At 47.2% G+C, this 26,917-nt stretch carries 25 protein-coding genes; 22 read left to right on the top strand and 3 right to left on the bottom strand.

Annotation, left to right across the window (positions count from 1 at the left end; all coding sequences use genetic code 11):
- Positions 1-79 precede the first annotated feature (79 nt).
- Entirely contained in the window at positions 80-2,248 is a 2,169-nt protein-coding gene (locus tag K8U60_RS10080) for a DNA internalization-related competence protein ComEC/Rec2 (protein WP_223638050.1), read from the top strand.
- A 560-nt stretch (positions 2,249-2,808) separates the two neighbouring features.
- Here K8U60_RS10080 and K8U60_RS10075 read toward each other — a convergent pair.
- Positions 2,809-2,943, bottom strand: a complete 135-nt coding sequence (locus K8U60_RS10075; RefSeq protein ID WP_008431587.1) for a YqzM family protein — start codon at positions 2,941-2,943, stop codon at positions 2,809-2,811.
- A 157-nt stretch (positions 2,944-3,100) separates the two neighbouring features.
- On the opposite strand from K8U60_RS10075, the gene holA reads away from it, so the two are divergent.
- Entirely contained in the window at positions 3,101-4,129 is a 1,029-nt protein-coding gene (gene holA / locus K8U60_RS10070) for a DNA polymerase III subunit delta (RefSeq protein WP_223638047.1), read from the top strand.
- Between the two features lie 51 nt (positions 4,130-4,180).
- Here the strand turns inward: holA and rpsT are convergent, their stop codons facing one another.
- Positions 4,181-4,429, bottom strand: coding sequence for a 30S ribosomal protein S20 (rpsT, locus tag K8U60_RS10065; protein ID WP_223638044.1), 249 nt, complete (start codon positions 4,427-4,429; stop codon positions 4,181-4,183).
- 216 nt (positions 4,430-4,645) lie between these two features.
- Here rpsT and lepA point away from each other — a divergent pair, with 216 nt between their 5' ends.
- From lepA to recO, 20 genes are all read left to right on the top strand, one after another.
- Entirely contained in the window at positions 4,646-6,475 is a 1,830-nt protein-coding gene (gene lepA, locus K8U60_RS10060; protein WP_223638042.1) for a translation elongation factor 4, read from the top strand.
- Between the two features lie 59 nt (positions 6,476-6,534).
- Entirely contained in the window at positions 6,535-7,674 is a 1,140-nt protein-coding gene (gene hemW, locus K8U60_RS10055; RefSeq protein WP_223638039.1) for a radical SAM family heme chaperone HemW, read from the top strand.
- A gap of 90 nt (positions 7,675-7,764) precedes the next feature.
- Positions 7,765-8,799, top strand: coding sequence for a heat-inducible transcriptional repressor HrcA (gene hrcA / locus K8U60_RS10050; protein WP_223638037.1), 1,035 nt, complete (start codon positions 7,765-7,767; stop codon positions 8,797-8,799).
- Positions 8,800-8,816: 17 nt separating this feature from the next.
- On the top strand, positions 8,817-9,431 hold the full coding sequence (grpE, locus tag K8U60_RS10045) for a nucleotide exchange factor GrpE (RefSeq protein WP_298830295.1): 615 nt from the start codon (positions 8,817-8,819) through the stop codon (positions 9,429-9,431).
- A gap of 21 nt (positions 9,432-9,452) precedes the next feature.
- Positions 9,453-11,279, top strand: a complete 1,827-nt coding sequence (gene dnaK / locus K8U60_RS10040; protein WP_223638035.1) for a molecular chaperone DnaK — start codon at positions 9,453-9,455, stop codon at positions 11,277-11,279.
- A 109-nt stretch (positions 11,280-11,388) separates the two neighbouring features.
- Positions 11,389-12,507: a molecular chaperone DnaJ gene (dnaJ, locus tag K8U60_RS10035; protein ID WP_223638033.1), complete on the top strand. Its 1,119-nt coding sequence runs from the start codon at positions 11,389-11,391 to the stop codon at positions 12,505-12,507.
- A 129-nt stretch (positions 12,508-12,636) separates the two neighbouring features.
- A complete protein-coding gene (gene prmA, locus K8U60_RS10030; protein ID WP_223638030.1) occupies positions 12,637-13,578 on the top strand; it encodes a 50S ribosomal protein L11 methyltransferase in 942 nt (313 codons plus the stop codon).
- Between the two features lie 12 nt (positions 13,579-13,590).
- Positions 13,591-14,331: a 16S rRNA (uracil(1498)-N(3))-methyltransferase gene (locus tag K8U60_RS10025; protein WP_223638027.1), complete on the top strand. Its 741-nt coding sequence runs from the start codon at positions 13,591-13,593 to the stop codon at positions 14,329-14,331.
- Between the two features lie 123 nt (positions 14,332-14,454).
- Positions 14,455-15,123 (top strand): deoxyribose-phosphate aldolase, encoded by a 669-nt coding sequence (deoC, locus tag K8U60_RS10020; protein WP_223638024.1) that lies wholly within the window; start codon positions 14,455-14,457, stop codon positions 15,121-15,123.
- Between the two features lie 95 nt (positions 15,124-15,218).
- Positions 15,219-15,392, top strand: coding sequence for a 30S ribosomal protein S21 (rpsU, locus tag K8U60_RS10015; protein WP_006828698.1), 174 nt, complete (start codon positions 15,219-15,221; stop codon positions 15,390-15,392).
- A gap of 342 nt (positions 15,393-15,734) precedes the next feature.
- Positions 15,735-17,060 (top strand): NfeD family protein, encoded by a 1,326-nt coding sequence (locus K8U60_RS10010; RefSeq protein WP_223638022.1) that lies wholly within the window; start codon positions 15,735-15,737, stop codon positions 17,058-17,060.
- A 4-nt stretch (positions 17,061-17,064) separates the two neighbouring features.
- A complete protein-coding gene (gene floA / locus K8U60_RS10005) occupies positions 17,065-18,051 on the top strand; it encodes a flotillin-like protein FloA (RefSeq protein ID WP_223638019.1) in 987 nt (328 codons plus the stop codon).
- A 30-nt stretch (positions 18,052-18,081) separates the two neighbouring features.
- Complete coding sequence (locus tag K8U60_RS10000; protein ID WP_223638016.1) at positions 18,082-18,576, top strand: hypothetical protein; 495 nt, start codon at positions 18,082-18,084, stop codon at positions 18,574-18,576.
- Between the two features lie 233 nt (positions 18,577-18,809).
- Complete coding sequence (locus K8U60_RS09995; RefSeq protein WP_223638013.1) at positions 18,810-19,769, top strand: PhoH family protein; 960 nt, start codon at positions 18,810-18,812, stop codon at positions 19,767-19,769.
- Positions 19,770-19,947: 178 nt separating this feature from the next.
- Entirely contained in the window at positions 19,948-22,068 is a 2,121-nt protein-coding gene (locus tag K8U60_RS09990; protein WP_223638010.1) for an HD family phosphohydrolase, read from the top strand.
- Positions 22,069-22,082: 14 nt separating this feature from the next.
- The gene (ybeY, locus tag K8U60_RS09985; protein WP_223638007.1) at positions 22,083-22,565 is read left to right on the top strand and encodes an rRNA maturation RNase YbeY; all 483 of its coding nucleotides are present in this window, start codon (positions 22,083-22,085) and stop codon (positions 22,563-22,565) included.
- Positions 22,552-22,905, top strand: coding sequence for a diacylglycerol kinase family protein (locus K8U60_RS09980; protein WP_223637992.1), 354 nt, complete (start codon positions 22,552-22,554; stop codon positions 22,903-22,905). The genes ybeY and K8U60_RS09980 overlap by 14 nt, the downstream gene beginning before the upstream one ends.
- Before the next feature lie 19 nt (positions 22,906-22,924).
- Entirely contained in the window at positions 22,925-23,335 is a 411-nt protein-coding gene (locus K8U60_RS09975) for a cytidine deaminase (protein ID WP_223637990.1), read from the top strand.
- Positions 23,319-24,236 (top strand): GTPase Era, encoded by a 918-nt coding sequence (gene era, locus K8U60_RS09970; protein WP_223637988.1) that lies wholly within the window; start codon positions 23,319-23,321, stop codon positions 24,234-24,236. The genes K8U60_RS09975 and era overlap by 17 nt, the downstream gene beginning before the upstream one ends.
- Before the next feature lie 12 nt (positions 24,237-24,248).
- A complete protein-coding gene (gene recO / locus K8U60_RS09965) occupies positions 24,249-25,031 on the top strand; it encodes a DNA repair protein RecO (protein ID WP_223637986.1) in 783 nt (260 codons plus the stop codon).
- A gap of 223 nt (positions 25,032-25,254) precedes the next feature.
- On the opposite strand, the gene K8U60_RS09960 is transcribed toward recO, so the two are convergent.
- On the bottom strand, positions 25,255-26,631 hold the full coding sequence (locus K8U60_RS09960) for a glycine--tRNA ligase (protein WP_223637984.1): 1,377 nt from the start codon (positions 26,629-26,631) through the stop codon (positions 25,255-25,257).
- Positions 26,632-26,917 lie beyond the last annotated feature (286 nt).

Raw genomic sequence — 26,917 nt, 5'->3', positions numbered from 1 at the left:
AACAGCGACAGCTCTTGCCACATATGCAGCGCATGAAACAGCGGTTCAGCTCGTGTTCATGGCGCTGCTTTTTTGTTGGATGGCTTGGAAAAAGGAAACTTTGTCCGTCATCCTCAGTATCCTGTTGTTTGCCTGCACCGTTTACCTGGTACAAGATATTCGCAGCCAGGATACGTTTGGTTATTCCGGGAGGTACTCAGGAGAACTGACATTCAAGCCAGGAGCAGTCATCGATGGCGACAGCCTCAGAGGGTTTGCGTTGATAAGAGAGGATATTATCGTTTACGCCCGGTACCGTGTGGACTCAGAAGAGGAAAAGCATCTTATGGAGAAGTTAGTGGATGGATCGGTATTTCAGGTGTCCGGCGTTTTCGAAGCAGCTTCAGCACCATCGCACCGCTATTCGTTCAATATGGCCGATTACTTGAAACACAATGGAGCTGCATCTCTCTTGACGATCCAGTCGATGGACGGGGCTCGGACGAATGCTACATGGGCTAATCGGTTACTTGGGAGAAGAGATGCCCTCAAAAATCATATCCGTGCGCATTTCCCGGAAAGTTTGGCTGCGGAAGCGGAAGCGCTATTGATCGGTGAACGTGAAAACATGGATCCTGACGATCAGCGGGTGCATCAAACACTCGGCATCTCTCATTTATTCGCCATTTCGGGACTGCATGTCGGGATAGCGTCCGGCCTTTTGTATGTGATTCTGGTCCGCCTGCACGTCCGAAAAGAGACGGCTTTCCTAATATTGCTGATTGTCCTGCCGCTGTATGCGGTGATAGCAGGGAGTGCGCCTTCGGTATGGCGGGCGGTAAGCATGGTATCGGTGGTGCTGGCTGGAAAACTGCTAGGATTCAAGATTCCTATTGCAAGTATTATGTTAACAAGTATGGTGCTCTTCCTGCTGTGGAATCCATACGCGTTGTATAAAATCGGTTTTCAACTTTCTTATGGAGCGACGTTCGGTATCATCTATTCATTGAAGTTTTTGGGTGGAATCCAATCATCCCTGAAAACGGGGTTTGTCATCACGTTCATCTCTCAGATGACCCTGTATCCATTGCTGCTGTTCCACTTTTATGAACTATCGCTGTCAGCATTTGTGGTCAACAGCTTGTTTGTTCCGCTGTTCACCTTGCTTATCCTGCCGGCCAATTTTCTGCTGCTCTTTCTGACATCGGTATTTCAGCCGGCTGCCGACTTTGTTTTTTACTTTTATGAGCCGCTGCGCAGTGAAGTCGATCGTTTTATGGTTTGGCTGGCGGATTTGCCTTATCAGCTGTGGAATCCAGGAAAACCTGGAGTTTTTACCGTATTTTTGCTGATGGGCAGCGTCTATCTCTTTTATTGTACGGCTGAGCGGAAATTCCGTTTTCGGCAATTACTGATCTTATTGGTACCGGCTCTGCTGTTCACGGCCTTGCCTTATCTCGATCCGCGCTTGAAGGTGACTTTTCTTGATGTCGGACAAGGAGACAGTGCGCTGGTCGAACTGCCTTACCGGCAGGCAGTCTATTTGATTGATAGCGGCGGGCTGCTGCGTTTTGATACAGAGGCTTTCAAAGAGAAAAAAAGGCCGTATGAAATCGGCAGGCAAGTAGTGGCGCCTTATCTGAAAGGGAATGGGATTTCGTCGATCGACACCTTTATCATTTCGCATCCGGATGCAGACCACGCTGAAGGGGCGGAAGAAATTTTCCGGCTTTTCCCGGTCGATGAGCTGCATCTGACTCCGGGTTCCGCATCGAACGCATTGATGGTGCAGCTGGCACCGGATACGGCAGAAGCGAAAGTGGTGTTTCCGGGAGCGGGATCGAATTGGACAGTGGGTGAGACGCAATTCACCTATTTATTGCCAAAGGATGCGGAGTACGAAGGCAACAACGATTCGCTGGTGTTGTTAATGAAGACCGGGGACTACCGGGTTTTATTTACCGGCGACCTGGAAGCGGGAGGCGAGAAGGATCTATTGGAGTCTTATGGGAACGAACTCGCCGGATTGACGGTATTGAAAGTGGGCCATCACGGCAGCAAGACGTCCAGCAGCGAGGAATTCCTGGCCGCACTCAAACCGGCATTGTCGATCTTTTCAACGGGTGCAGATAATCGCTACGGCCATCCGAGCCCCGAAGTGGTGGAACGATTTACCGAATTGAAGCTCGATACGCTGAACACTGCAGAAAACGGCACCATCCGATTGCTTTATGAAAACGGAGAATTGGAGCTTGAGACGATGCGATGACTAGTGAAAAGCGCAGGCAGCCCTGGAGCTCTGACAGGCATAAGACAGTCCAACGAAGCGGCGTTCTTTGCCGTATAGTTGGGTTGGCTTATGACCCAAAGAGCTGGCTGCCGGAGTCTGGACTATAAGAAAAGCGCAGGCAGCCATGGAGCTCTGACGGGCATAAGACAGACCAACGAAGCGGCGTTCTTTGCCGTATAGTTGGGTTGGCTTATGACCCAAAGAGCTGGCTGCCGGAGTCTGGACTATAAGAAAAGCGCAGGCAGCCATGGAGCTCTGACGGGCATAAGACAGACCAACGAAGCGGCGTTCTTTGCCGTATAGTTGGGTTGGCTTATGACCCAAAGAGCTGGCTGCCGGAGTCTGGACTATAAGAAAAGCGCAGGCAGCCATGGAGCTCTGACGGGCATAAGACAGACCAACGAAGCGGCGTTCTTTGCCGTATAGTTGGGTTGGCTTATGACCCAAAGAGCTGGCTGCCGGAGTCTGGACAATGAGAAAAGCGCAGACCAACAAAAAAAGGTTCCGGGTCAGATGACCTGGAACCTTTTTTGATTTAATTACCGTGCTGCAAACTGTACAAGTCCAGCGATGATAAAGATAAGGGCGAAAAATCCAAAGGATACGACGAAGCCCATACCCGCGTCGATTGCATCGTTACGTTTGGACTGTACATTCTGTTCAAATTCATTCATTGAAATCCCTCCTAATTCCTTCTAATTATAAGCGAAGACAACGCAAAAATCTAGATTGAAGTGGACATAAAGAGATGAAATTGTGCGTTGACACATAACTGTCAAATACCCAAAGCGGCAAAAATCCGATATAGTAGAGAGAGGGGAGGCTGATAAGATGATTACTTCCGTGTGGAAATCCATACGCAGCGGACAAATAGACCCTGTTTATCTCATTGTAGGAACAGAAAGCTATTTTATCGAAAAAACTTTGGATTTATTAAAAGATAAATTAACGGGTGGCGGCGAATTGGAGCTGACTTTTTTCGATTTGGATGAAGTGCCTGTCGAACATGTCATCGATGAGGCAGATACCATTCCATTCTTCAGTGACCGCAAACTGATCATTGCGCGGAACGCATCGTTCCTGAAAGCGGCAGAACGCGGCAAAGAAAAAATCAATCATGACCTGAAGGCATTGGAAGCCTGGTTGGAACATCCGCCAGGCAGCTCGGTCACAATTTTCGTGGCGCCTTATGAAAAATTGGACGAACGGAAAAAAGTGACCAAGCTGATGAAGCAACACACCGTTTTGGTGGAAGCGAAATCGCTGCAGACGAATGACCTCGAAAGTTGGCTGATGCACGAAGCGAAAAGTTTCGGCAAGGGCATCGATTTGAAGGCCGCCCAAAAACTGATGGAGATGGCCGGCACGAATCTGACGCTGTTGTCTTCGGAAATCGAAAAGATGTCCCTTTACCTCGGCGCAGCTGAAGGAAATATCACAGTGGAGCTTGTAGAGGGGATGACGGCACGGACCCTCGAACAGGATGCCTTCAAAATGCTGCAGTCCTATTTGGATGGCGACGTCAGCGGGGCGCTCAGCGTCTATTACGATTTGCTGCGGCAAAAGGAAGAGCCCGTCGCGCTGACGGCTTTGCTGGCTTCGCAGATCCGATTTATGATCCAAGTCTATTATCTGCAGAAAAAGGGCTATCATGCCCAGCAGATTTCCAAGCAATTGAAAGCCCATCCTTACCGGGTCAAGCTGCTGGTGGAAAAACGTCAGCAGATTTCCGAACAACGGCTATTGCAGGTGCTCGGTGATTTGGCGGCGATCGACTTGCAGCTGAAAACAGTCAGCGGCAACCGTGACCGCATCCTCGAATTCTTTATCATGAAGCGTGCGGGACAGATGAAACGCTGAAAAGAATAGAAAAAAGCCGGTTCCTCTAAAGGAACCGGCTTTTTTAAGGTTTTACGCTTGTTTCATCAAGCGAGCTTTTTTACGGGATGCAGTGTTTCTGTGGATCAAGCCTTTAGAAGCAGCTTTTTCTACCTGTCTAATCGCCGCTTTAACAGAATCGCTAGCGTTATCGTCTTTGTTAGTCAAAGCAGTTTCAGCTTTCTTAACAGATGAACGCATTGCTGATTTCACATGTGAGTTTTGAGCGTTTTTCGTTTCGTTCGTGCGCACACGTTTGATTGCAGATTTAATGTTTGGCATATCTTTCACCTCCTAGACAAATAAGAAAGAGAGGAAATTATCCCAACTCTTTAATGTCTCTATACAACATGAGTTATTTTATCAAATCGACGGAAAGAATGCAATAGATACATGCAAAGAAGTTTTCCTTGACAGTGAAATGAATTCGGGAGCTTTCATTGCTCAATGGCCGTGGTACTGCTATAATTCATAGTAGTTTGTATAGGAGTGTGGACCATGAACCAAGAACAGAGATTAGCGCGTCAAAGCAAAATACGTAATTTTTCGATCATCGCCCATATCGATCACGGGAAATCTACGCTTGCCGACCGTATACTGGAAAGAACAAACGCCCTTACCTCTAGGGAAATGAAAGAGCAGCTGCTTGATTCTATGGATTTGGAACGTGAACGCGGCATCACAATCAAATTAAACGCTGTCCAATTAAATTACACAGCAAAAGACGGCGAAACGTATATCATGCATTTGATAGACACACCCGGGCACGTCGATTTCACTTACGAAGTCTCACGCAGCCTTGCTGCCTGTGAAGGCGCCGTTTTGGTCGTTGATGCTGCACAAGGCATAGAAGCCCAAACGTTGGCGAATGTTTATTTAGCCTTGGATAATGACCTTGAAATTTTACCGGTCATCAATAAAATCGATTTGCCTGCTGCAGATCCTGAGCGCGTACGGCAGGAAGTGGAAGAAGTTATCGGACTCGATGCCTCTGAAGCCGTTCTTGCTTCGGCGAAAGCGGGTATTGGAATCGAAGAGATCCTTGAACAAATCGTTGAAAAAATACCAGCACCTACAGGTGACCCGAGTGCGCCGTTAAAAGCGATGATTTTCGACTCGCTTTATGATCCGTATCGTGGAATCGTTTCGTATATCCGTATTGTTGAAGGAACGGTCAAGCCTGGCGACACAATCAAAATGATGTCCAGCGATAAAGAGTTTGAAGTTATCGAAGCAGGAGTGTTCACACCGAGAGCCACGCTCCGGGAGGAATTGACGGTTGGAGATGTAGGATTCCTGACGGCTGCCATCAAAAATGTGGGTGATGCACCGGTGGGTGATACCATCACTCATGCAAGAAAACCGGCATCGGAAGCATTGCCAGGATACCGCCGTTTGAATCCGATGGTTTATTGCGGACTTTATCCGATTGATACGTCAAAATACAATGACTTGCGTGATGCACTCGAAAAATTGGAATTGAATGATGCGGCACTTCAGTTTGAACCGGAATCTTCCCAAGCGCTGGGCTTCGGCTATCGCTGTGGTTTCCTTGGTTTATTGCATATGGAAATTATTCAGGAGCGGATTGAACGCGAGTTTAATATCGACCTGATCACCACTGCACCAAGTGTTATCTACAATGTCCATATGACGGATGAAGAAGTTCTTAAAATCGATAACCCGGCCATGATGCCTGATGCACAAAAAATCGATTATGTAGAAGAACCTTATGTCAAAGCAACGATCATGGTACCGAATGATTATGTCGGTGCTGTTATGGAAATATGCCAGAAAAAACGCGGAAATTTCCTGACGATGGATTATCTGGATAATTCACGTGTCAGCATCATTTATGAGTTGCCGCTGGCGGAGATTGTCTACGATTTCTTCGATCAATTAAAATCCGGCACAAAAGGATACGCCTCTTTCGATTATGAGTTGATCGGCTATAAAGAGTCGAAACTCGTGAAGATGGATATTCTGCTTAATTCGGAGCAGGTCGATGCTCTCAGTTTCATCGTTCACCGTGACTTCGCCTATGAACGCGGCAAAGTCATCGTCGATAAATTGAAGAACTTGATTCCGCGCCAGCAGTTTGAAGTGCCGATCCAAGCCGCTATCGGCCAGAAGATCGTTGCGCGCCAGACCATCAGCGCCATGCGTAAAAACGTCCTTGCTAAATGTTACGGGGGAGACATTTCCCGTAAGCGGAAACTTCTTGATAAGCAAAAAGAAGGTAAGAAGCGCATGAAGCAGGTCGGATCTGTTGAAGTTCCCCAAGAAGCCTTCATGGCGATCCTGAAAATGGACGACCAATCAAAATAAACGAAAAAAAGGAGGCGGGAATTTCAGCCTCCTTTTCTTATTAGAAAAGAGGAAATAAAATGGTAAAAGGATTGTACATCCATATTCCATTCTGCCACCAAATCTGTTTTTACTGCGATTTCAATAAAGTCTTTTTCAAAGACCAGCCAGTGGATGCCTACATCGATTCAGTAGGCAAAGAATTGGCTTTATGGAAACAACAGGGAGCACTCGATCAGCCGCTGGAAACGATTTTCCTTGGAGGGGGCACGCCGACGTCCCTGACGCCTGCCCAATTGGAGAAGCTGCTTGGCTATATCCATCGCTATGTGCCGATGGCTGCCGACCTGGAATGGACCTCAGAAGCCAATCCCGATGAACTGACCAAAGAGAAGATGCAGGTGTTGTTTGACGGAGGCGTCAATCGCTTAAGCATGGGCGTCCAATCATTCGATGAAGACCTGTTGAAACGGCTTGGCCGGACCCATAGCAATTCAGACGTCAAACGCGCGGTCGATTCAGCCCGTTTGGTCGGCTTCGAGAATTTGAGCTTTGATTTGATGTATGGCTTGCCTGGGCAGAGCATGCAGCAATGGGACGACACGCTCGAGCAGGCATTCGCTTTCGACTTGCCGCATTTTTCTGCGTATTCTTTGATTATTGAACCGAAGACGGTTTTCTATAATTTGATGACCAAAGGCAAACTCAATACCGTAACGGAAGATCTGGAAGCTGATATGTATGAAAAGCTGATGAATGAAATGGACAAACGGGGGTTGAAGCAATACGAAATCTCCAACTTTGCGCGTCCAGGGCATGAGTCGCACCATAATTTATTGTATTGGGACAATGTCGAATACATCGGCGTCGGTGCCGGTGCCCATGGCTACGTGGATGGCGCCCGTTATTCGAATGCCGGTCCGTTGAAGAAATACATGGAACCGCTGGATAGAGGCGAACGGCCGATCCTCAATACCCATGAAGTGCCGGTCCATGAAAAGATGGAAGAAGAGATGTTTTTGGGTCTCCGGAAAACGTCCGGCGTTTCCTTGCTGCATTTCCAAGAGAAATTCGAAAAACCGATACAGGACGTATATGGCGCTATATTGGAAAAAGAAATCGCCAAGAAAAATCTGGAGATTGCCGGTGACTTTATCCGTCTGACCAGAAAAGGCCGCTTCGTCGGCAACGAAGTTTTTGAACAATTTTTATTGGCATAAAGCTCTTCCGTTGACATCGCTCATTATATTTGTTAATTTAAATGTAGTATTAGCACTCGGGTACTTAGAGTGCTAACAGAGGTGATGATCATGTTAACAGAACGGCAACTGCTCATCTTAAAGGTGACAGTGGATGATTATATTCAATCAGCTCAGCCGGTGGGATCGAACCAACTCTCCAAGAAACCCGAAATTCCTTTCAGTCCGGCGACGATCCGCAATGAAATGGCGGATTTGGAAGGGATGGGCTTTTTGGAAAAAACACATACGTCTTCCGGACGCATTCCTTCCGAAAAAGGGTATCGCTATTACGTCGACCATCTGTTGACGCCAAGGCCGTTGCCGCAGCAGGACATCGTGCAATTGCGCTCAATTTTCGAAGAAAAACTGACAGAGACTGAAGAAGTCATTAAACGCTCTGCAATGATCCTTTCGGAATTGACCAATTACACGTCCATTTTACTGGGTCCTGATGTGCGCAGGCATATCGTCAAGAAATTGTCGATCGTGCCATTGACGCAGGACGCGGCGGTTGCGATTATCGTAACCGATTCGGGTCATGTGGAAAATCGGGTATTTTCCATTCCGCCGGGGCTCAACCCGTCGGATATAGAAAAAATGGCGAATATCCTCAACGAACGGCTGGTCGGGGTATCGCTGAACAATCTGCATCTGCGGCTCGAACAAGAGACCTTGACGATTTTAAAGCAGCATGTAGAACGTTATGGCGAACTGTTCCATACGTTCAGACAAGCGGTTTTACTGCCGCATGATGATGAAAACATCTATTACGGCGGAAAGCTCAACATCCTGAAACAGCCGGATTTCCACGATCTTCAAAAGATCAGGGATTTGATGGATGTTATGGAAGAAGCCAAGCACATTCCGATGATCCTGCCAGTAGGAAGCCAAGGCCTCCACATTCGAATCGGCTCGGAAAACACGCTGTCGGCAATGGAAGACTGCAGTGTCATTACGGTGTCGTATGATATCGGAGAAGAACAGACGGGTTCGATCGCTATAGTCGGTCCGAAACGGATGGATTATAAACGCATCGTATCCATATTGGATCTATTGAGCGGCGATTTATCGAAAGAGCTGACCCGTATATTCAAAGGAACGTGAACAAAGGAGGAATAGATTTGTCTAAAAAAAAGGAACCATTAAAAACCGAAGAACAAGAAGTAGCTGAAGATATGGCTGCAAAAGAGCCTGTCACTGAAACGGTTACGGAAGAGCAAGCGGAATTCGCTGACTCGGAAACTCCGGAAATCGACCTTACTGCTGATCAGGAACAAGAAGAAACAGTTGACGAAACTGAAGAACTTCGCAAACAGCTTGAAGCAGAGCAAAACAAATATTTGCGCCTATTGGCCGATTATGATAATTTCAAACGGCGTACTCAAATAGACAAAGAAATGGCCAATAAGTTCCGCTCGCAATCCTTGCTGTCGGATATCCTGCCGGTACTGGACAATTTCGAGCGCGCATTATCGCTCCAAACCACCAGTGAAGAATCCGCTTCCCTATTAAAAGGCGTCGAGATGGTACAAAAATCCCTGATCGAAGCAGTAAACCGGGAAGGCCTGGAAGAAATCAAAGCTGTGGGCGAACCATTCGATCCGAATTTCCATCAGGCGGTCATGCAGGAAAAAGATGATTCAGCTGAAGCAGGAACTGTTCTGCAGGAATTGCAAAAAGGCTATGTCCTAAAAGGACGAGTACTTCGTCCGGCAATGGTAAAAGTAAACGAATAAAAATTATTGGAGGAATTCTTAATGAGCAAAATTATCGGTATTGACTTAGGTACAACAAACTCAGCAGTCGCAATTCTAGAAGGCGGCGAACCAAAAATCATTCCAAACCCAGAGGGCAACCGTACAACACCTTCTGTTGTAGCTTTCAAAAACGGTGAACGCCAAGTCGGCGAAGTGGCAAAACGCCAGTCGATCACGAACCCGAACACCATCCAGTCTGTAAAACGATTGATGGGTACACAGGAAAAAGTGACAGCTGAAGGCAAGGAATACACGCCTCAGGAAGTATCTGCAATGATTCTTCAGTACATTAAAGGATACGCTGAAGAATATCTTGGCGAAAAAGTAACAAAAGCGGTTATCACAGTTCCTGCTTATTTCAACGACGCAGCGCGCCAGGCTACGAAAGACGCTGGACGCATCGCAGGCCTTGAAGTGGAACGGATCATCAACGAGCCGACTGCAGCAGCACTTGCATACGGCTTGGATAAAATGGACAAAGATGAAACGGTTCTTGTCTATGATCTTGGCGGCGGTACGTTCGACGTATCGATCCTTGAGCTTGGCGATGGCGTTTTCGAAGTAAAATCCACTGCCGGCGATAACCGTCTGGGCGGCGATGATTTCGATAAATTGATCATCGATTATTTGGTGCAGGAATTCAAGAAAGAAAACGGCATCGATTTGTCGAAAGACAAAATGGCTACTCAGCGCTTGAAAGATGCTGCTGAAAAAGCGAAAAAAGACCTTTCAGGTGTTTCTTCAACTCAAATCTCATTACCGTTCATCACTGCAGGAGAAGCCGGACCGCTTCACCTGGAAGTTACAATGAGTCGTGCTAAATTCGATGAATTGACTTCTTCATTGGTCGAACGCACAATGGGGCCAACTCGCCAGGCATTGAAAGATGCAGGAGTTTCAGCTTCTGAACTTGACCGTGTCATCCTTGTCGGTGGATCTACTCGTATCCCGGCTGTACAGGAAGCTGTCAAGAAAGAAACAGGAAAAGATCCGCATAAAGGCGTTAACCCGGATGAAGTGGTAGCAATGGGTGCTGCGGTTCAGGGCGGCGTTTTGACTGGTGATGTTAAAGATGTTGTACTATTGGACGTGACACCATTATCACTTGGTATTGAAACAATGGGTGGCGTGTTCACAAAATTGATCGAGCGCAACACAACGATCCCGACTTCAAAATCACAGACATTCTCAACTGCCGCTGACAACCAGCCGGCTGTAGATATCCATGTATTGCAAGGGGAGCGCCCGATGGCAGCAGCCAACAAAACGCTTGGCCGTTTCCAATTGGCTGATATCCCGCCAGCACCACGCGGCGTGCCACAAATCGAAGTAAGCTTCGATATCGACAAAAACGGTATCGTCAGCGTTAAAGCGAAAGATCTTGGAACGCAAAAAGAGCAGACCATCACGATTCAATCCAACACTTCATTGACTGACGACGAGATCGAACGCATGATCAAAGAAGCGGAAGAAAATGCAGAAGCGGATGCGAAAGTGAAAGAAGAAGTGGAACTTCGCAACGAAGCGGACCAAGCTGTCTTCACAACTGACAAAACAATCACTGATCTTGGTGAAGTTGTTTCTGAAGAAGAGAAAAAACAAGCAGAAGATGCACGCGACGAACTGAAAGCGGCATTGGAGTCGGACAATAGTGAAGACATCCGTGAGAAGAAAGACAAACTTCAGGAAATTCTGCAAGGCCTTTCGATGAAAGCTTATGAGCAGGCAGCAGCAGCTCAGCAAGCCGGACAAGAAGAAGGCGCAGCCCCAGGCAACGACGATGTAGTTGACGCTGAATTCGAAGAAGTAAATGATGATAAAAAGTAAGACCTTGAAAAGTCAAAGCAAAGCAACATGCTTTGGCTTTTTCAATGTTTTTGCAACAGTGATTTAAACCGTGTACAATTACAGTTGATTGCTAGAGGGAGAGTGACTTATGAATAAGCGAGATTATTATGAAGTACTTGGCGTATCCAAGTCCGCTTCTAAAGAAGAGATCAGAAAAGCTTACCGGACTTTATCAAAAAAATTCCATCCGGATATCAATAAAGAAGCCAATGCTTCCGAGAAATTCCAGGAAGTAAAAGAAGCCTATGAGGTATTGAGCGATGAGCAGAAACGTGCACAGTACGATCAATACGGCCATCAGGATCCGAATCAGGGCTTTGGCGGCGGATTCAGCGGCGCCGATGGTTTCGGTTTCGACGATATCTTCAGCACCTTCTTTGGCGGCGGTTCGAGACGCCGTGACCCGAATGCTCCACGCAAAGGCGATGATCTGCAATACTCGATGACCATCGATTTCATGGATGCCGTATTCGGCAAAGAATCGGAAGTTGAAATTCCGAAAGATGAGACATGTGACACTTGTGACGGTTCTGGTGCTAAACCTGGAACCAAGAAGAAAACATGTCCGTATTGTGAAGGCTCCGGCCAGATGAATGTTACGCAGGACACGCCTTTTGGCCGTATGGTCAACCGCCGCGCCTGCCAGCATTGCGAAGGAACCGGTCAGATCATCGAAGAGAAATGTACGACTTGCCATGGCGAAGGAAAAGTGCGCAAAGTCAAAAAAATCAAAGTCACCATTCCAGCGGGTGTCGACGATGGCCAGCAATTGCGTGTTACAGGCCAAGGCGCGCCGGGTGTCAACGGGGGACCTGCCGGAGATCTGTATGTCGTTTTCCGCGTAAGACCGCATAAACAATTCCAGCGGGAGGGCGATGACATTTACCTGGATATTTCGATCACCTATCCACAGGCTGCTTTGGGTGACGAAATTGAAGTGCCGACCATTTCCGGCAAAGTGAAATTGAAGATTCCAGCTGGTACACAAAGTGGAGCGCGTTTCCGCTTAAAAGGCAAAGGCGTCAAAAATGTCCATGGCTACGGAACCGGCGATCAACACGTCATTGTCCGCATCAAAACACAGACAAAACTGAGCGAAAAACAAAAGCAGCTGCTGCGTGAATTCGCTGAAATCAGCGGTGATATCCCTGAAGAACACAGCAGCTCTCTTTTTGCAAAAATCAAACGCACCATCAAAGGTGAATGATTCGAGCTGTTAAGGATGAAGAGTTCATTGTTCGTGGTGAATTAAAGCAATTCAAATTTTACAAACAGAAGACTCTTGCGTAAAGCAGGGGTCTTACTGACTGTAGAAGCGAAAAGGAGCTGGGCAGAATTGAAATGGTCAGAACTGGCGATCCATACGACAAATGAAGCGATTGAAGCGGTTTCCAATATTATGCATGAAGCAGGAGCAAGTGGTGTAGTCATTGAGGATTCAGAAGACTTGACGAAAGAAAGAGAAGATCGCTTCGGCGAAATCTATTCGCTGGATCCGGAAGACTTTCCAGTGGATGGAGTTGTTCTGAAAGCTTATTTGCCGGTCAACAGCTTCCTGGGCGAGACGATAGAAGCCATCAAGTCGGCGATCAACAACCTCGTTGCATTCGACATCAACTTGGGCAAAAACGAAGTGACCATCAGCGAAGTGAACGAAGAGGAATGGGCAACATCCTGGAAGAAATACTACCATCCCGTGAAAATTTCCAAACGTTTCACGATTGTTCCCACATGGGAGACATATAATCCGGTATCGAGCGATGAATTGATCATCGAATTGGATCCGGGAATGGCGTTCGGGACAGGAACCCATCCGACCACTGTCATGAGCCTCCAGGCGTTGGAGAAGATTGTGCAGCCGGACGACCGTGTCATCGATATCGGTACGGGATCAGGGGTATTGGCGATCGGAGCAGCATTGTTGTCCGCCAAAGAAGTTTATGCGCTGGATTTGGATGAAATTGCTGTGAAAGCAGCAGGCATCAATGTCAAACTGAATAAAGTTCAGGACATTGTGACGGTGGAAGAAGGCAATCTGGTCGATAAAATAGATCAGCCGGGTGATGTGGTCGTCGCCAACATTCTGGCGGAAGTCATCATGTCATTTACCGATGACGCATTCGGCATCGTTAAACCGGGTGGCCGCTACATCACATCAGGCATCATAGCAGCGAAAAAGAATGATGTAAAAAACGCTCTTGAAGCTTCCGGATTCGTCATTGAAGACGTCATGATGATGGAAGACTGGGTAACCATCATTTCAAAAAAACCTGAATAACGGGGTGCCACAATGCAGCGATATTTTATAGAAGGCAAGATTCCTGAAAATCGAATAGTGGCGATAACCGGCGATGATGCAAAGCACATCGCCAAAGTTATGCGCCAAACGGCCGGAGACTACTTGATTGCGGTCATGGAAGGCAAGGCTTATCTTGCAAAGATACTGGCTGCTGACTTTGATGTGGAAGTAGAGTTGGGTGAAATACTGGAAATCCAGGTGGAGCTGCCGAAAAAAGTGACGATCGCTTGTGGATTGCCGAAAGGCGACAAACTGGATTTAATCACCCAGAAAGCCACCGAACTCGGGATGTATGCCCTGCTGCCATTTTCTGCAGAGCGTTCCATCGTAAAATGGGATAGTTCCAAAAGCGAGAAAAAAATCGGACGGCTCCAGAAGATCGCCAAGGAAGCAGCGGAGCAGTCGCACCGGACACATGTCCCTGAAATACATTGTGTCCATAGCTTCAAGCAATTGCTGGCCAAAGCTTCTTCTTCCTATGACACAATTATCGTGGCTTATGAAGAAGAAGCGCGGGAAGGCGACAGAACGCGGTTTGCTGAAATTTTGAAATCATTGTATGATAAAGATTCAGTCCTGATCATTTTTGGTCCGGAAGGTGGAATTTCTGAAAAGGAAGTGGCCGCACTGAAAAGCACTGGAGCCATCTTCACTTCTCTCGGCCCCCGTATTCTGCGGACAGAAACGGCGCCTTTGTATGCATTGGCCGCCATTTCCTGTGAATTCGAATAGAGCTGAGAGTTTGTTCCGGACATCATCAAAATTACTGGGCACTGAGCTGCAGTGACATTTCCCGGTTGGGGGAAATTGCCTGATAGACAAAATGACTTTTTAATAGAATGGGGATTTTAAATCATGACGAACATTGCATCATATATTGACCATACTTTACTGAAACCCGAGTCGACAGAAAGCCAGGTCGTTCAATTGTGCAAAGAAGCAGCTGAATACAAGTTCGCGTCTGTATGTGTCAATCCGACATGGGTTGAAACTGCAGCAGCTGAGCTTGCCGGCAGCGGAGTGAAAGTATGCACCGTCATCGGATTCCCGTTAGGGGCATCAACTCCTGAAACAAAAGCTTTTGAAACGACTGACGCCATTTCAAAAGGCGCCGGTGAAATTGATATGGTCCTGAACGTCGGCGCATTGAAAAGCGGCAATACCGACCATGTGAAAAAAGATATCGAAGCAGTCGTCAATGCGGCAAAAGGCAAAGCGATCGTAAAAGTGATCCTTGAAACCTGCCTGCTGACTGACGACGAAAAAGCCACTGCTTCGCGCTTGTCCAAAGAAGCGGGAGCTGACTTTGTTAAAACTTCTACTGGCTTCTCAACTGGTGGAGCAACTGTAGAGGACGTCAAATTGATGCGCCAGACAGTCGGTCCTGATTTGGGAGTGAAAGCTTCCGGCGGCGTACGCAGCCTGGAAGATGTTGAAGCGATGATTGAAGCGGGAGCTACACGCATCGGAGCAAGCTCTGGCGTGAAAATCATGCAGGGACTAACTTCAGATTCCGATTATTAACTATTGACCTTTTTTAGGGGATACGGTATAATTTCTGAGTATATAACACTTGTTGTTCTTCGCTTCAACGTGTGTTCGGAGGGAGGGAAAAAGAGATGTCAAAAACTACAGTTCGTAAAAACGAATCGATTGAAGATGCTCTTCGCCGCTTCAAACGCACTGTTTCTAAATCTGGAACAATGCAAGAGGTAAGAAAGCGCGAGTATTATGATAAGCCGAGCGTGAAACGTAAATTAAAATCAGAAGCTGCGCGTAAACGTAAATTTTAATTGACTTTAAGAAGTATAATCGACTTTTAAAAAATATGAACGACCAGCTTAAACCATCGACACGTTGAACGTGTCGGTGGTTTTTCTATTTGTCACATTTGTAAGCGCATTCTTTCGTTATTCCAGATACTTTCCTTTATAATGGGATTATATAGGGTGAGTGGAATTGTGCATGCATTTCTCAAGCAGGCACTCACTAAACCCACCACGACTAAAGTGCCATGACAGCTTCCTCGTCAAGTTGTTAGGCTCCATTCATCTGGAACAGAAAGTTGAAACCTAATTCCTGTTCATCCGTATATATACAAACAGTAAATTTGTAATGCGAAAGGAGAGATCCAATTGAGCAGAGTCAAAGTCTTTATTGGTTTTGGACTTTTACTGTTATCGTTTCTGCTCATGCTCCCGGCTATCCAGGCTGACACTTCGACAGTGTATGTCATACCGATCGAAGATGAAGTTGAAAGAGGACTGCAGGCTTTTATCGAACGGGGCATTGAAGAAGCGGAAGACGCTGGAGCCGAAGCCATCATATTTGAAATAGATACACCGGGGGGATTTGTGGACGCGGCAGATGGCATTGCCCGTCAGTTAAACAAAACTTCACTGGAGACATTGGCTTTCATCAATCAGGATGCTCTTTCTGCAGGTGCATTCCTGGCCTTGCACAATGATGAAATTTACATGCATCCCAACGGCCGCATTGGAGCCGCACAGGTGATTGACATGTCCGGAAATGCAGCTGCTGATAAAGCGAACAGTGCTTGGTTGGCTTCTATGAGAAGCGCAGCTGAGACAGCAGACCGTAATCCGGAGTATGCGTTGGCTATGGCAGATGCCTCAATCAGTCTGCCTGAACTCGGCTTAGCCGAAGGGGAGCTATTGACTCTCGGTGCAACAGAAGCCGAACAGGTGGGTTACTCGGAAGGAACTGTATCTTCCTTGGATGAACTGCTTGTTTTAAAGGGCTTTGAAGATGCCGCTGTAGTGACGATCGATGAGACTTTTTCGGAAAGTCTGGCCCGTTTTCTGACCAATCCGATCGTCGTGCCGATTCTCCTATCTTTTGCGGGGTTAGGCTTGCTGCTGGAATTGTTTACACCGGGAGTCGGAATTCCGGGACTCATTGGCCTGTCCTTTTTGCTGCTGTTCTTTTATGGACATCTGGTGGCGGGCTTAGCTGGCTACGAATCCATCATTCTATTGGTTATCGGATTCGGGCTTTTGGTGGCTGAGTTCATCATCCCGGGCGGTGTCGCCGGATTCTTGGGAGTAGCTGCCATTCTCGGCAGCATTCTTTTGGCGGGAGGGGACCTGAAAACCACCGCCATAGCAGTACTAATTGCAATGATAGTAGCAACAGTGGGGATGGTGATTGTAGTGAAATTCTTTGGTAAACGGCTTGATTTGTTCAAACGGATTATCTTGACTGATGCCACCGATACGGAACATGGTTACGTATCGACTACAAATCGCCCGGAACTTGTCGGTAAGATTGCTCATTCAGTGACGGCACTTCGTCCATCCGGTACCATCCGGCTGGATGACGAACGCATCGACGCCGTCTCTGAAGGCAGGTTTATCGACAATGGAAAGGATGTTAAGATAATCAAGGTAGAAGGTTCACGAATTGTTGTTCGCGAACTTGAAAAACAAGAGGAGGAATAAGAGAATGGGACTTGAAACAATTGGTTTAGGTGCAGCAATAATAGGGATTATCATCATTTTGGCAATTTTCTTCACTTTCGTGCCAATCACTTTATGGATTTCAGCATTAGCGGCAGGGGTAAAAATCAGCATCTTTACACTGATCGGGATGAGATTGCGCCGAGTTATTCCATCACGGATTGTAAACCCGCTGATCAAAGCGTCAAAAGCAGGATTGACTGTAAGCATCAATCAATTGGAAAGCCATTACTTAGCCGGCGGTAACGTTGACCGCGTCGTCAATGCATTGATTGCGGCTCATCGCGCCAATATCGAATTGCCATTTGAACGTGCTGCAGCCATCGACCTTGCAGGGCGTGATGTATTGGAAGCAGTTCAAATGTCCGTTAACCCGAAAGTTATCGAAACACCATTTATTGCAGGTGTGGCGATGGATGGAATCGAAGTTAAGGCAAAAGCCAGAATTACAGTTCGTGCCAATATTGACCGTTTAGTCGGTGGTGCAGGTGAAGAAACAATCGTTGCCCGTGTGGGTGAAGGTATCGTTTCGACACTCGGTTCCAGTACGAGCCACAAAAAAGTTCTTGAAAACCCGGACTTGATTTCCCAGACAGTCCTATCGAAAGGTTTGGACTCTGGTACGGCATTTGAAATCCTATCGATTGATATCGCAGACGTTGATATCGGCAAAAACATCGGAGCGGAATTGCAGACAGAACAAGCTGAAGCAGATAAGAAAATTGCACAGGCTAAAGCTGAAGAGCGCCGCGCAATGGCCGTAGCAAGCGAACAGGAAATGAAAGCGAAAGTTGTGGAAATGAGAGCGAAAGTTGTGGAAGCGGAAGCGGAAGTGCCGCTTGCAATGTCCGAAGCGCTTCGCACAGGAAATATCGGCGTTATGGATTATGTCAATTATAAGAATGTCCAAGCGGATACAGGTATGCGAGAGTCCATTTCGAAAACAGGCATGGATAAATCCGACGATAAATAATGGGCGTTGACCATAAGGGAGGTTTGTCGTATGGAAGCTCTCATATTTGGACTTGTCATCATGGCGATAAGCGCTTTTTTCAGTAAAGGGAAAAAGGAGTCAGCTGATGATGCTCCGGCAAGGCCGGTCTCGACACCAAAATCGACTGGTAGGGACAACCGTTCCGGACAAAGAACGTTCAAACGAGTAGAAGATTATGCGAAAGAAATTTATGGAGAACTTCAGAATCAAAAAACTCAACAGCCTGAGCGAACAGAACAGGTCAAGAGAAAAGCTGAAGAAGCTGTTAAACGGACTCCGGTTCGGGAAGCGCGCAAGGAAGTGCAGCGTCGTGTGACTTCCCGAAACAAACAAAGTGAAATACAGGATCTTATTTCCGCATCGGAAGCGCGGGTTTTACAAAATGAGCCAGCTGTAACGCAGGCTGTAAAAAGCACTGATGAACTTTTGCCATTAAGTGGTGAAGACGTCCGAAGAGGCATTATCATGGCGGAAATTTTAATGCCGCCAAAGTCTAAAAGGTAACAGCAGTCGTCCAGTGGAAACTGGGCGACTTTTATTTATATAAATAATATTATTATGTAAACAAATTGCATGATTTAATTTAGGTGTCGATGTTCAATCGTTATTCTGGGGAGCTGGGACATGGCTGAGAAAATCTTTTGTACTGGCCATTATCAGACAAATGTTTTACAAGTGATTATCTTTAATGATAGAGTGAAAACAGTAGTAAATACTCGATTCCAAGGAGCGTCCACATGACAGAAAATAACCTACTCGAATTACATGTGAAAGACCCAAATGAAGCGGTTCAGCTGCTCGGGATATCAGACAATCATTTAACATTAATCGAAGAAGCTTTCGACATTCAAATCATCACCCGTGGTGAAGTCATCAAATTATCCGGTTCCGAAGAAGGCAGGCAGACGGGGAGATTATTAATAGAACAGTTATTGAAGGTAATTCGAAAAAACATCAATATCGATCAGCGTGATATTGTTTCCGCTATCGAAATGGCCAAAAATGGCACGATTGAATATTTTGCAGAACTATATGACGAAGAAGTGGCACGCAATGCCAACGGCAGATCCATCCGTGCTAAAACGATTGGCCAACGCCATTATATCCACGCAGTGCGAAGCAAAGACCTGGTATTTGGAATTGGACCTGCCGGCACAGGAAAAACCTATCTGGCAGTTGTCATGGCCGTGCAGGCATTGAAAAACGGCCAAGTGAAGAAAATTATTTTGACACGTCCTGCCGTAGAAGCGGGAGAAAGTCTCGGCTTTTTGCCGGGTGATCTGAAAGAGAAGGTGGACCCATACCTGCGTCCACTGTATGATTCCCTGCACGATGTACTGGGGCTGGAGCAGACCAATCGCTTGATCGAACGCGGCACCATAGAAATTGCCCCTCTCGCTTACATGAGAGGGCGCACTTTAGACGAAGCATTTGTCATTCTTGATGAAGCACAGAATACCACCAAAGCGCAGATGAAAATGTTCTTGACGCGCCTTGGCTTCGGTTCGAAAATGATCATCACCGGAGATAAAACGCAGATCGATTTGCCAAAGGGAGCAGAATCTGGATTGATTGCGGCTGAGACGATTCTAAAAGGTGTCCGCAACATCCATTTCCAGTATCTTGAAAGCGGCGATGTGGTTCGTCACCCACTAGTTGCAAAAATCATAGAAGCCTATGAAAATCAGCCTACCTAAAAAGGATGAGGAAAGATGCAGGGAGCGTTCCCTGCATCTTTTTCTTTCGTTGAATTTGATCTTGCCTAGATTGTTTAAACCCGTAAATATGGAGATAATTTCAAATTTTTAGAAATACACGGTGAAATCCATTTCTTTAGTTGTTATGATGGAAATAAGAAATGCGGGGTGTATGGGCATGCGTCAACGAGCACAAAAAATCTTCGAAAAAATGGGTTACCGAAAATTGATAGCGATAGGCGTCTTATTGACCGGCATGATGCTCTATGCTTTTTTGATGGACTCCGTTCAGGGAGATACATATGATATCCGGTTATTCCAATTATCACCCGAAACCATCCGCTCTGAAAAAACAGTAGAAGATCCGATTAAAACTGAGTTGGAAAGACAACGGCTAGCGGAAGAAGTGGCACCGAGCTATCAATTCATGGATGAAATTGCGGCTAACCAATCCGCTGTAATCGAATCTCTTTTCGGCTATATACTCGATGCGAAAGCTCCAACTGAAGAAGAGCAGGAAGAACTTTCCCGAGAAGCGATGATTGCAGAGCTTAGGGAAGAATTGCGCTTGATGGAGACCAGCGAAAATGGCCTCCGTTTAACAGAAGACATGTTGAATTCTTTAGTGTCTCTGCCGACTGAAAGACTCGTTGAAGTCCAAGAAGAATTAGACCGGCTGCTTCAATCTTATTTGAGCGAACCGGTACGCGTTGAGGAAGTCGCGCGAATCCGCACGGAAATTGAACAGGATATCCGGCGCAATGAACAGATTCCGGCTGACGTGGTCCAAGCGGCAGTGGCTGTGGGCCGTTTCGGCATCATCCCGAACGAACTGGTCAATGAGGAACTGACAGCTAGCCAGGTGGAGCAGGTGCGAAGCAGTGTAGAGCCAACGCGCATACTCCAGGGACAGGTCCTTGTCCAGGAAGGGCAGATTGTGGACAGGGAAGTCTATCGACAGCTGGAACTGGCTGGAATGACAGAAGAGCAGCTGAACTATAAACCGTTGCTCGGGCTATTGATTTTTGTCTTGATCGCTATGGGACTCTTACTGACGGTGATCTCCCGTTCACAAAAAGATGACAGAAATAAAACGACTGAACTGTTGGTCATGATTGTAGCAATCGCCATTTCGCTTTCGCTTATGAAATTATTGTATGCGGTCAGTGGAAATTTTGATCTTGTTATTGCCTTTCTTTTCCCAACGGCGCTTGCAGGTATGCTTGTCCGCCTGCTGGTCAATGAGCGGGCGGCTGTTTTTGTCACGATCCTGCTCAGTGCAGCAGCTGGAATCATGCTGCAAAGCGGCTATTCGGCCTCTTTGCAGGTGGACGTCGCCCTTTATATCCTGTTCGGTGGATTGACTGCTATTTACTTGATTGATCGGGATGGCGGCCGAGGACGCCTGCTGCAGATCAGCTTGGCGGTGGCAGGGGCCAACGTACTGTTTGTCGCTTTTTACCTGCTGATCGGACAGGCGCAATACAGCTGGTCGGAAATCGGGTTTTATTTTACAGCTGCTGTTGTATCGGGCTTATTGTCCGGTGCATTGGCAATTGGTTTGCTGCCGTTTTTCGAGTCGGCATTCGGTATGCTGTCGGCCATGCGGCTGATCGAGCTGTCCAATCCGAATCATCCATTATTGAAAAAAATCTTGATGGAAACGCCGGGCACCTATCACCATAGCCTGATGGTCGCCAATTTGGCGGACGCTTCCTGTGAAGCGATTGGTGCCAACGGCCTGCTGGCCAGAGTCGGCTGCTATTACCACGACATCGGAAAAACCAAACAGCCGCAGTTCTTCATTGAAAATCAAGTGAATATCGAAAATCCGCATGACCGTCTGCCGCCGGAAAAAAGTCGGGACATCATCCTCGCACACGGTGTGCAAGGAGCCCGGATGCTTAAAAAATACAAGATGCCCAAGGAAATTGTGGATGTGGCGGCGCAGCACCACGGCACCAGCTTATTGAAGTTCTTCTATTACAAAGCGAAAGAAACGGATCCAGATACCAAAGAGGAGTCCTACCGCTACGTAGGGCCAAAGCCGCAAACCAAGGAAATCGCCATCATCTGTATTGCGGACAGCCTGGAAGCGGCCGTGCGTTCGATGAAGGAACCAACATCAGAAAAAATAAAAAAATTGGTGGAATCGATTGTAGAAGATAAACTGAAGGATGGGCAATTCGAGGAATGTGATATATCCTTGAAAGAGCTGAAGAAAGTAAAAGCGGTTATGTGCGAAACCTTGAATGGCATCTTCCATTCCCGCATCGAATATCCGAAAGAAACCAATTGACAGGAGGAACTGCTATGATTGCAATCGATTTTATGGATGAAACGGAAAGCCTGAAACAGCAGGAACTGGATTTTGTGCAAAAAATACTGGAGCATGCAGCAAAAGAAGAGGGATTGGGGCAGTCGGAAGTATCAGTGACTTTTGTCACCAATGAAATGATCCGTGACATCAACCGCGAATACCGCGGCAAAGATCAGCCGACAGATGTCATTTCGTTTGCCATGGAAGAATTAGGAGAAGGGGAAACAGCCATCATCGGTTCACCTGAGCCGAGGATGCTCGGGGACATCATCATTTCGCTGGACCGCACAAAAGAGCAGGCCGCCGATTACGGCCATTCGTTCGAGCGTGAACTGGGCTTTCTGGCTGTCCACGGCTTTTTGCATCTGCTGGGGTACGACCATATGACAGAAGAAGACGAAAAGAAAATGTTTTCCCGTCAAGAGGAGATCCTGGTTTCACTCGGAATCACGCGTGATAAGCATGACGGCGCGTAGATTTTTCCGCTCTTTCCAATTTGCAGCTCAAGGCATCGGGACCGCCTTAAAGCGTGAACAAAACATTCGCTTTCATTTTCTGGCTGCTGTAATTGTCGTGCTCGCCGGATGGTTGACGGGGCTGTCTTATTTGGAATGGCTGATGGTCATCCTGTTGATCGGCGGCATGATTGCGCTGGAGATGGTCAACTCGGCCATCGAACGGGTTGTCGACCTGGCGACAGCAGAACTGCATCCGCTTGCCAAACAGGCCAAGGATATGGCGGCAGGTGCCGTTTTGGTATTTGCGGCAGCAAGTGCTATAATTGGATTACTGATATTTCTACCCAAATGGTTTTAAATTCGCAGAGGTGATAAACATGGAAAAAGAACAATTGATGAAGCAAGCGATAGCGGCACGCAGCAATGCATATGTGCCTTATTCGAAATTTCCTGTCGGTGCAGCCTTGCTGACAGCTGACGGCAAAGTATACATGGGCTGCAATATTGAAAACGCTGGCTATTCCATGACGAATTGTGCAGAGCGCACAGCGGTGTTCAAAGCTGTTTCTGAAGGTGATAAGACGTTTGTGGCACTCGCTGTGTCTGCAGACACTCCGGGGCCTGTATCGCCTTGTGGTGCATGCAGACAGGTGCTGGCCGAGTTTTGCTCGCCGGACATGCCGGTTTACTTAACAAATTTAAAAGGTGACGTCCAGGAAACAACTATCAGTGAATTGCTTCCCGGCGCATTTTCAACGGAGGATTTAAAATATGCAGCCAGAGAATAACGGATTCAAATCAGGGTTCATTTCAATCATCGGTCGTCCGAATGTCGGCAAATCGACATTCCTAAACCGAGTAGTGGGCCAGAAGATTGCCATTATGAGTGACAAGCCCCAAACCACACGCAACAAAGTACAAGGCGTCGTGACCACCAATGAAAGCCAAATGATTTTCATTGATACACCTGGCATCAACGAACCCCGCCATAAATTGGGTGACTTTATGCTGAAGGTTGCGAAAAACACGTTCCGTGAAGTGGATGTGCTATTGTTTGTCGCAAGCGGCGTCGACCGTGTCGGCAAAGAGGACCGCTATGTGCTGGATATGCTGAAAGGCATCGATGTGCCGGTATTTCTGGTCATCAACAAGATCGACCAGGTGCATCCGGATAATTTGCCGAAAATCATCGAATCGTACCGCAAGGAATTCGATTTTGCAGAAGCGATCCCGATTTCAGCATTGCAAGGAAATAACGTCGAGAACCTATTGGCCAAAATCAGCGAGCGCCTTCCCGAAGGCCCACAATACTACCCGGCTGACCAAATCACCGACCACCCGGAACGCTTCATCATTTCCGAGTTGATCCGTGAAAAGGCCCTGCATTTGACGCGCGAAGAAATTCCGCATTCCATTGCAGTGGTTATTGAAAAAATTGCGCCGGATTCCGAAAACAAGGACATGATCCGTGTCCAAGCGACCATCATGGTCGAGCGCGACTCCCAAAAGGGCATCGTCATCGGCAAAAAAGGGGCGCTCCTTAAGGAGATTGGGACCCGTGCACGCCAAGACATCGAGAACCTGCTTGGCTCGAAAGTGTATTTGGAACTTTGGGTCAAAGTGCAAAAGGACTGGCGCAATAAAGCGATGCATCTGCGCGATTTCGGCTTCAGAGACGACGAATACTAAGGAGTCCTTCCCATGCAAAGTCAAGTAGAGGGAATTGTCATTCGTACGATGCCTTACGGCGAAACGAATAAGATCGTCACCCTGTTTACGAAAGAAGCGGGGAAGATCACCTGCATGGCGAGAGGGGCGAAAAAGCCCGCGAGCCGATTGGCTGCCATCACCCAGGTTTTTACCCATGGAACGTTCTCCATCTACAAAGGAAGAGGCATGGGGACCTTGCAGGCAGGTGACCCATTGGAGTCATTGCGGCATATTCGGGAAGACATCATGTCGACCGCCTATGCCAGTTATGTCACCGAACTGATTGACCGGCTGACCGAGCAGGATGAACCGCAACCCGTCATTTTTGACATGCTGTACCAGGCACTCCATGCTATTGACGAAGGCTATGATCCGGAAGCGATCACTTTGTTTGTGGAGTGGAAGATGCTGCAGACGGCAGGCCTTGCGCCTACACTGCATCAATGCGCAAACTGTGGAGCGACGGAAGGGGAATTCGCCTTTTCGTTTCAGGAATTGGGTTTTCTCTGCCACCGCTGCTTCCAGATCGACCGTTACATCATCCGCTTGAGCCCGGCTTTAGTGAAACTGATCCGCACCTTCTATTTTGTGCCGATTGAACGGGTAGGTTCCTTGACTTTGAAAAAAGAATCCAAGAGCCTGCTTAAACAAATTGTCCGTACGATTTACGAAGAAAAAGCTGGAATCCGCTTGAAGTCCAGGAAGTTCCTCGAGCAGTTGGAGCGGACGCCGGAATTTTTACCGAAAAAAGAAGAGTTGCCGAAAGACGAATAGTCTTTCGGCAACTCTTTTTGTTTTGCTTTTAGATAATGAAGGAGTTGGGAAATCGCTTTATGTCTGCCCGAACTGACCAGGCACTTCCGCTTTTCTTATTGTCCAGCTCCAGCACCTAGAACCTCGGGGTCTTAAGTCCGATTGCCTGTGCGGCTGAAAATACGCTGCTTCGGCAAACTGCCTTAAGCCTGTCGGTTCTAAACAGGTGCTTCCGCTTTTCTAATTAAAACTGAATATGCTTTTCGATATAAGCCTGTACTTCAGCGATCGGCATGCGTGTCTGCTCCATGGAATCACGGTGGCGCACGGTTACCTGGCCATCTTCGACAGAATCGAAGTCGTAGGTAATGCAGAACGGTGTACCGATTTCATCCTGGCGGCGGTAGCGTTTGCCGATGGATTGGGATTCGTCATACTCAACCATGAAATGCTTGGCAAGGTCGGAGAAGACTTCTGTTGCACCTTCAGCCAACTTCTTAGACAATGGCAAAACAGCAGCTTTGTAAGGAGCCAATGCCGGATGGAAGCGTAAAACAGTGCGTTTTTCGTCATTTTCAAGTTCTTCTTCACTGAATGCATCCACAAGGAATGCCAATGTAACACGGTCAGCACCCAGGGAAGGTTCGATGCAATACGGCACGTAACGTTCGTTTGTTGCTGGATCGATGTAATTGAAATCTTCTCCGGAATGCTCCATATGGCGTTTCAGGTCAAAGTCGGTGCGGTCAGCAATGCCCCAAAGCTCGCCCCAGCCGAATGGGAATTTGTATTCGATATCCACAGTGGCGTTCGAGTAATGCGAAAGTTCATCTTCCTCATGCTCGCGCAGGCGGATATTGTCTTCGGTAATGTTCAAATCCAATAACCATTTTTTGCAGAAATCGCGCCAGTAAGCGTACCATTCCAAGTCTTCACCAGGCTTGCAGAAGAACTCAAGTTCCATTTGTTCGAATTCACGCGTCCGGAAAGTGAAGTTGCCCGGTGTGATTTCATTGCGGAAACTTTTGCCGATTTGGGCAATCCCGAATGGCATTTTCTTGCGCATTGAACGCTGTACGTTCTTATAGTTGACGAAAATTCCCTGAGCCGTTTCGGGACGCAGGAAGATCTCATTGGTTGAAGCCTCTGTAACGCCTTGGAACGTCTTGAACATCAAGTTGAACTGGCGAACTTCTGTGAAGTCCTGTTTGCCGCATGTCGGGCATTTTACTTCATGTTCCTGGATCAGTTCCGCCATCCGTTCAAAAGACAAGCCGTCGACAATCATTTCGATGCCTTTGGCGTCTAATGCATCTTCGATCAATTTATCCGCGCGGTGGCGGGTTTTACAACTCTTACAGTCGATCATCGGGTCGTTGAAGTTGCCGACATGTCCTGAAGCGACCCAAGTTTTAGGATTCATCAGGATAGCTGCGTCCAACCCTACATTATAAGGAGATTCCTGAACGAATTTTTTCCACCATGCTTTTTTGATATTGTTTTTCAATTCAACGCCAAGTGGGCCATAATCCCACGTATTCGCCAATCCTCCATAAATTTCAGAGCCGGGGAATACAAATCCTCTGTGTTTCGCTAATGCTACTACATCTTCCATTGACATAAAATTACCTCCATAAAATAAAAAAATCGTACCCATCCACGGACATGTCATCATGTCCGAGGACGAGTACGTTAAGACCCGCGGTTCCACCTCGATTGACTGCAAAATGCAGCCCGCTTAAAATAAAAAATGGCTCTGGATCACCTTTTCCTGTAGTTGCAGGCTTTCACCATCCCTGCTCGCTTCTGTTACAGTACTTATCTATCCGTCATTGCCTCTGTTAAGTTCCTTCATATTGTACCATGGCGAAGTTTTCTTCGCAATATCGTGTTGATTAGTATATAAT

It is taken from the genome of Planococcus circulans (assembly GCF_020023385.1).
Taxonomy (GTDB): domain Bacteria; phylum Bacillota; class Bacilli; order Bacillales_A; family Planococcaceae; genus Planococcus.
This window is presented reverse-complemented; position numbering and strand designations above follow the sequence as displayed.

Coding starts and splice junctions, on each gene's coding strand:
- era (WP_223637988.1), top strand. CDS start 23,319: ATGCAGCCAGAGAATAACGGATTCAAATCAGGGTTCATTTCAATCATC.
- floA (WP_223638019.1), top strand. CDS start 17,065: ATGGGACTTGAAACAATTGGTTTAGGTGCAGCAATAATAGGGATTATC.
- K8U60_RS10025 (WP_223638027.1), top strand. CDS start 13,591: ATGCAGCGATATTTTATAGAAGGCAAGATTCCTGAAAATCGAATAGTG.
- hrcA (WP_223638037.1), top strand. CDS start 7,765: ATGTTAACAGAACGGCAACTGCTCATCTTAAAGGTGACAGTGGATGAT.
- dnaJ (WP_223638033.1), top strand. CDS start 11,389: ATGAATAAGCGAGATTATTATGAAGTACTTGGCGTATCCAAGTCCGCT.
- lepA (WP_223638042.1), top strand. CDS start 4,646: ATGAACCAAGAACAGAGATTAGCGCGTCAAAGCAAAATACGTAATTTT.
- rpsU (WP_006828698.1), top strand. CDS start 15,219: ATGTCAAAAACTACAGTTCGTAAAAACGAATCGATTGAAGATGCTCTT.
- hemW (WP_223638039.1), top strand. CDS start 6,535: ATGGTAAAAGGATTGTACATCCATATTCCATTCTGCCACCAAATCTGT.
- holA (WP_223638047.1), top strand. CDS start 3,101: ATGATTACTTCCGTGTGGAAATCCATACGCAGCGGACAAATAGACCCT.
- K8U60_RS09975 (WP_223637990.1), top strand. CDS start 22,925: ATGGAAAAAGAACAATTGATGAAGCAAGCGATAGCGGCACGCAGCAAT.
- K8U60_RS09995 (WP_223638013.1), top strand. CDS start 18,810: ATGACAGAAAATAACCTACTCGAATTACATGTGAAAGACCCAAATGAA.
- K8U60_RS10000 (WP_223638016.1), top strand. CDS start 18,082: ATGGAAGCTCTCATATTTGGACTTGTCATCATGGCGATAAGCGCTTTT.
- rpsT (WP_223638044.1), bottom strand. CDS start 4,429: ATGCCAAACATTAAATCTGCAATCAAACGTGTGCGCACGAACGAAACG.
- K8U60_RS09990 (WP_223638010.1), top strand. CDS start 19,948: ATGCGTCAACGAGCACAAAAAATCTTCGAAAAAATGGGTTACCGAAAA.
- K8U60_RS10080 (WP_223638050.1), top strand. CDS start 80: ATGGCTTGGAAAAAGGAAACTTTGTCCGTCATCCTCAGTATCCTGTTG.
- recO (WP_223637986.1), top strand. CDS start 24,249: ATGCAAAGTCAAGTAGAGGGAATTGTCATTCGTACGATGCCTTACGGC.
- dnaK (WP_223638035.1), top strand. CDS start 9,453: ATGAGCAAAATTATCGGTATTGACTTAGGTACAACAAACTCAGCAGTC.
- ybeY (WP_223638007.1), top strand. CDS start 22,083: ATGATTGCAATCGATTTTATGGATGAAACGGAAAGCCTGAAACAGCAG.
- K8U60_RS09960 (WP_223637984.1), bottom strand. CDS start 26,631: ATGTCAATGGAAGATGTAGTAGCATTAGCGAAACACAGAGGATTTGTA.
- deoC (WP_223638024.1), top strand. CDS start 14,455: ATGACGAACATTGCATCATATATTGACCATACTTTACTGAAACCCGAG.
- K8U60_RS09980 (WP_223637992.1), top strand. CDS start 22,552: ATGACGGCGCGTAGATTTTTCCGCTCTTTCCAATTTGCAGCTCAAGGC.
- K8U60_RS10075 (WP_008431587.1), bottom strand. CDS start 2,943: ATGAATGAATTTGAACAGAATGTACAGTCCAAACGTAACGATGCAATC.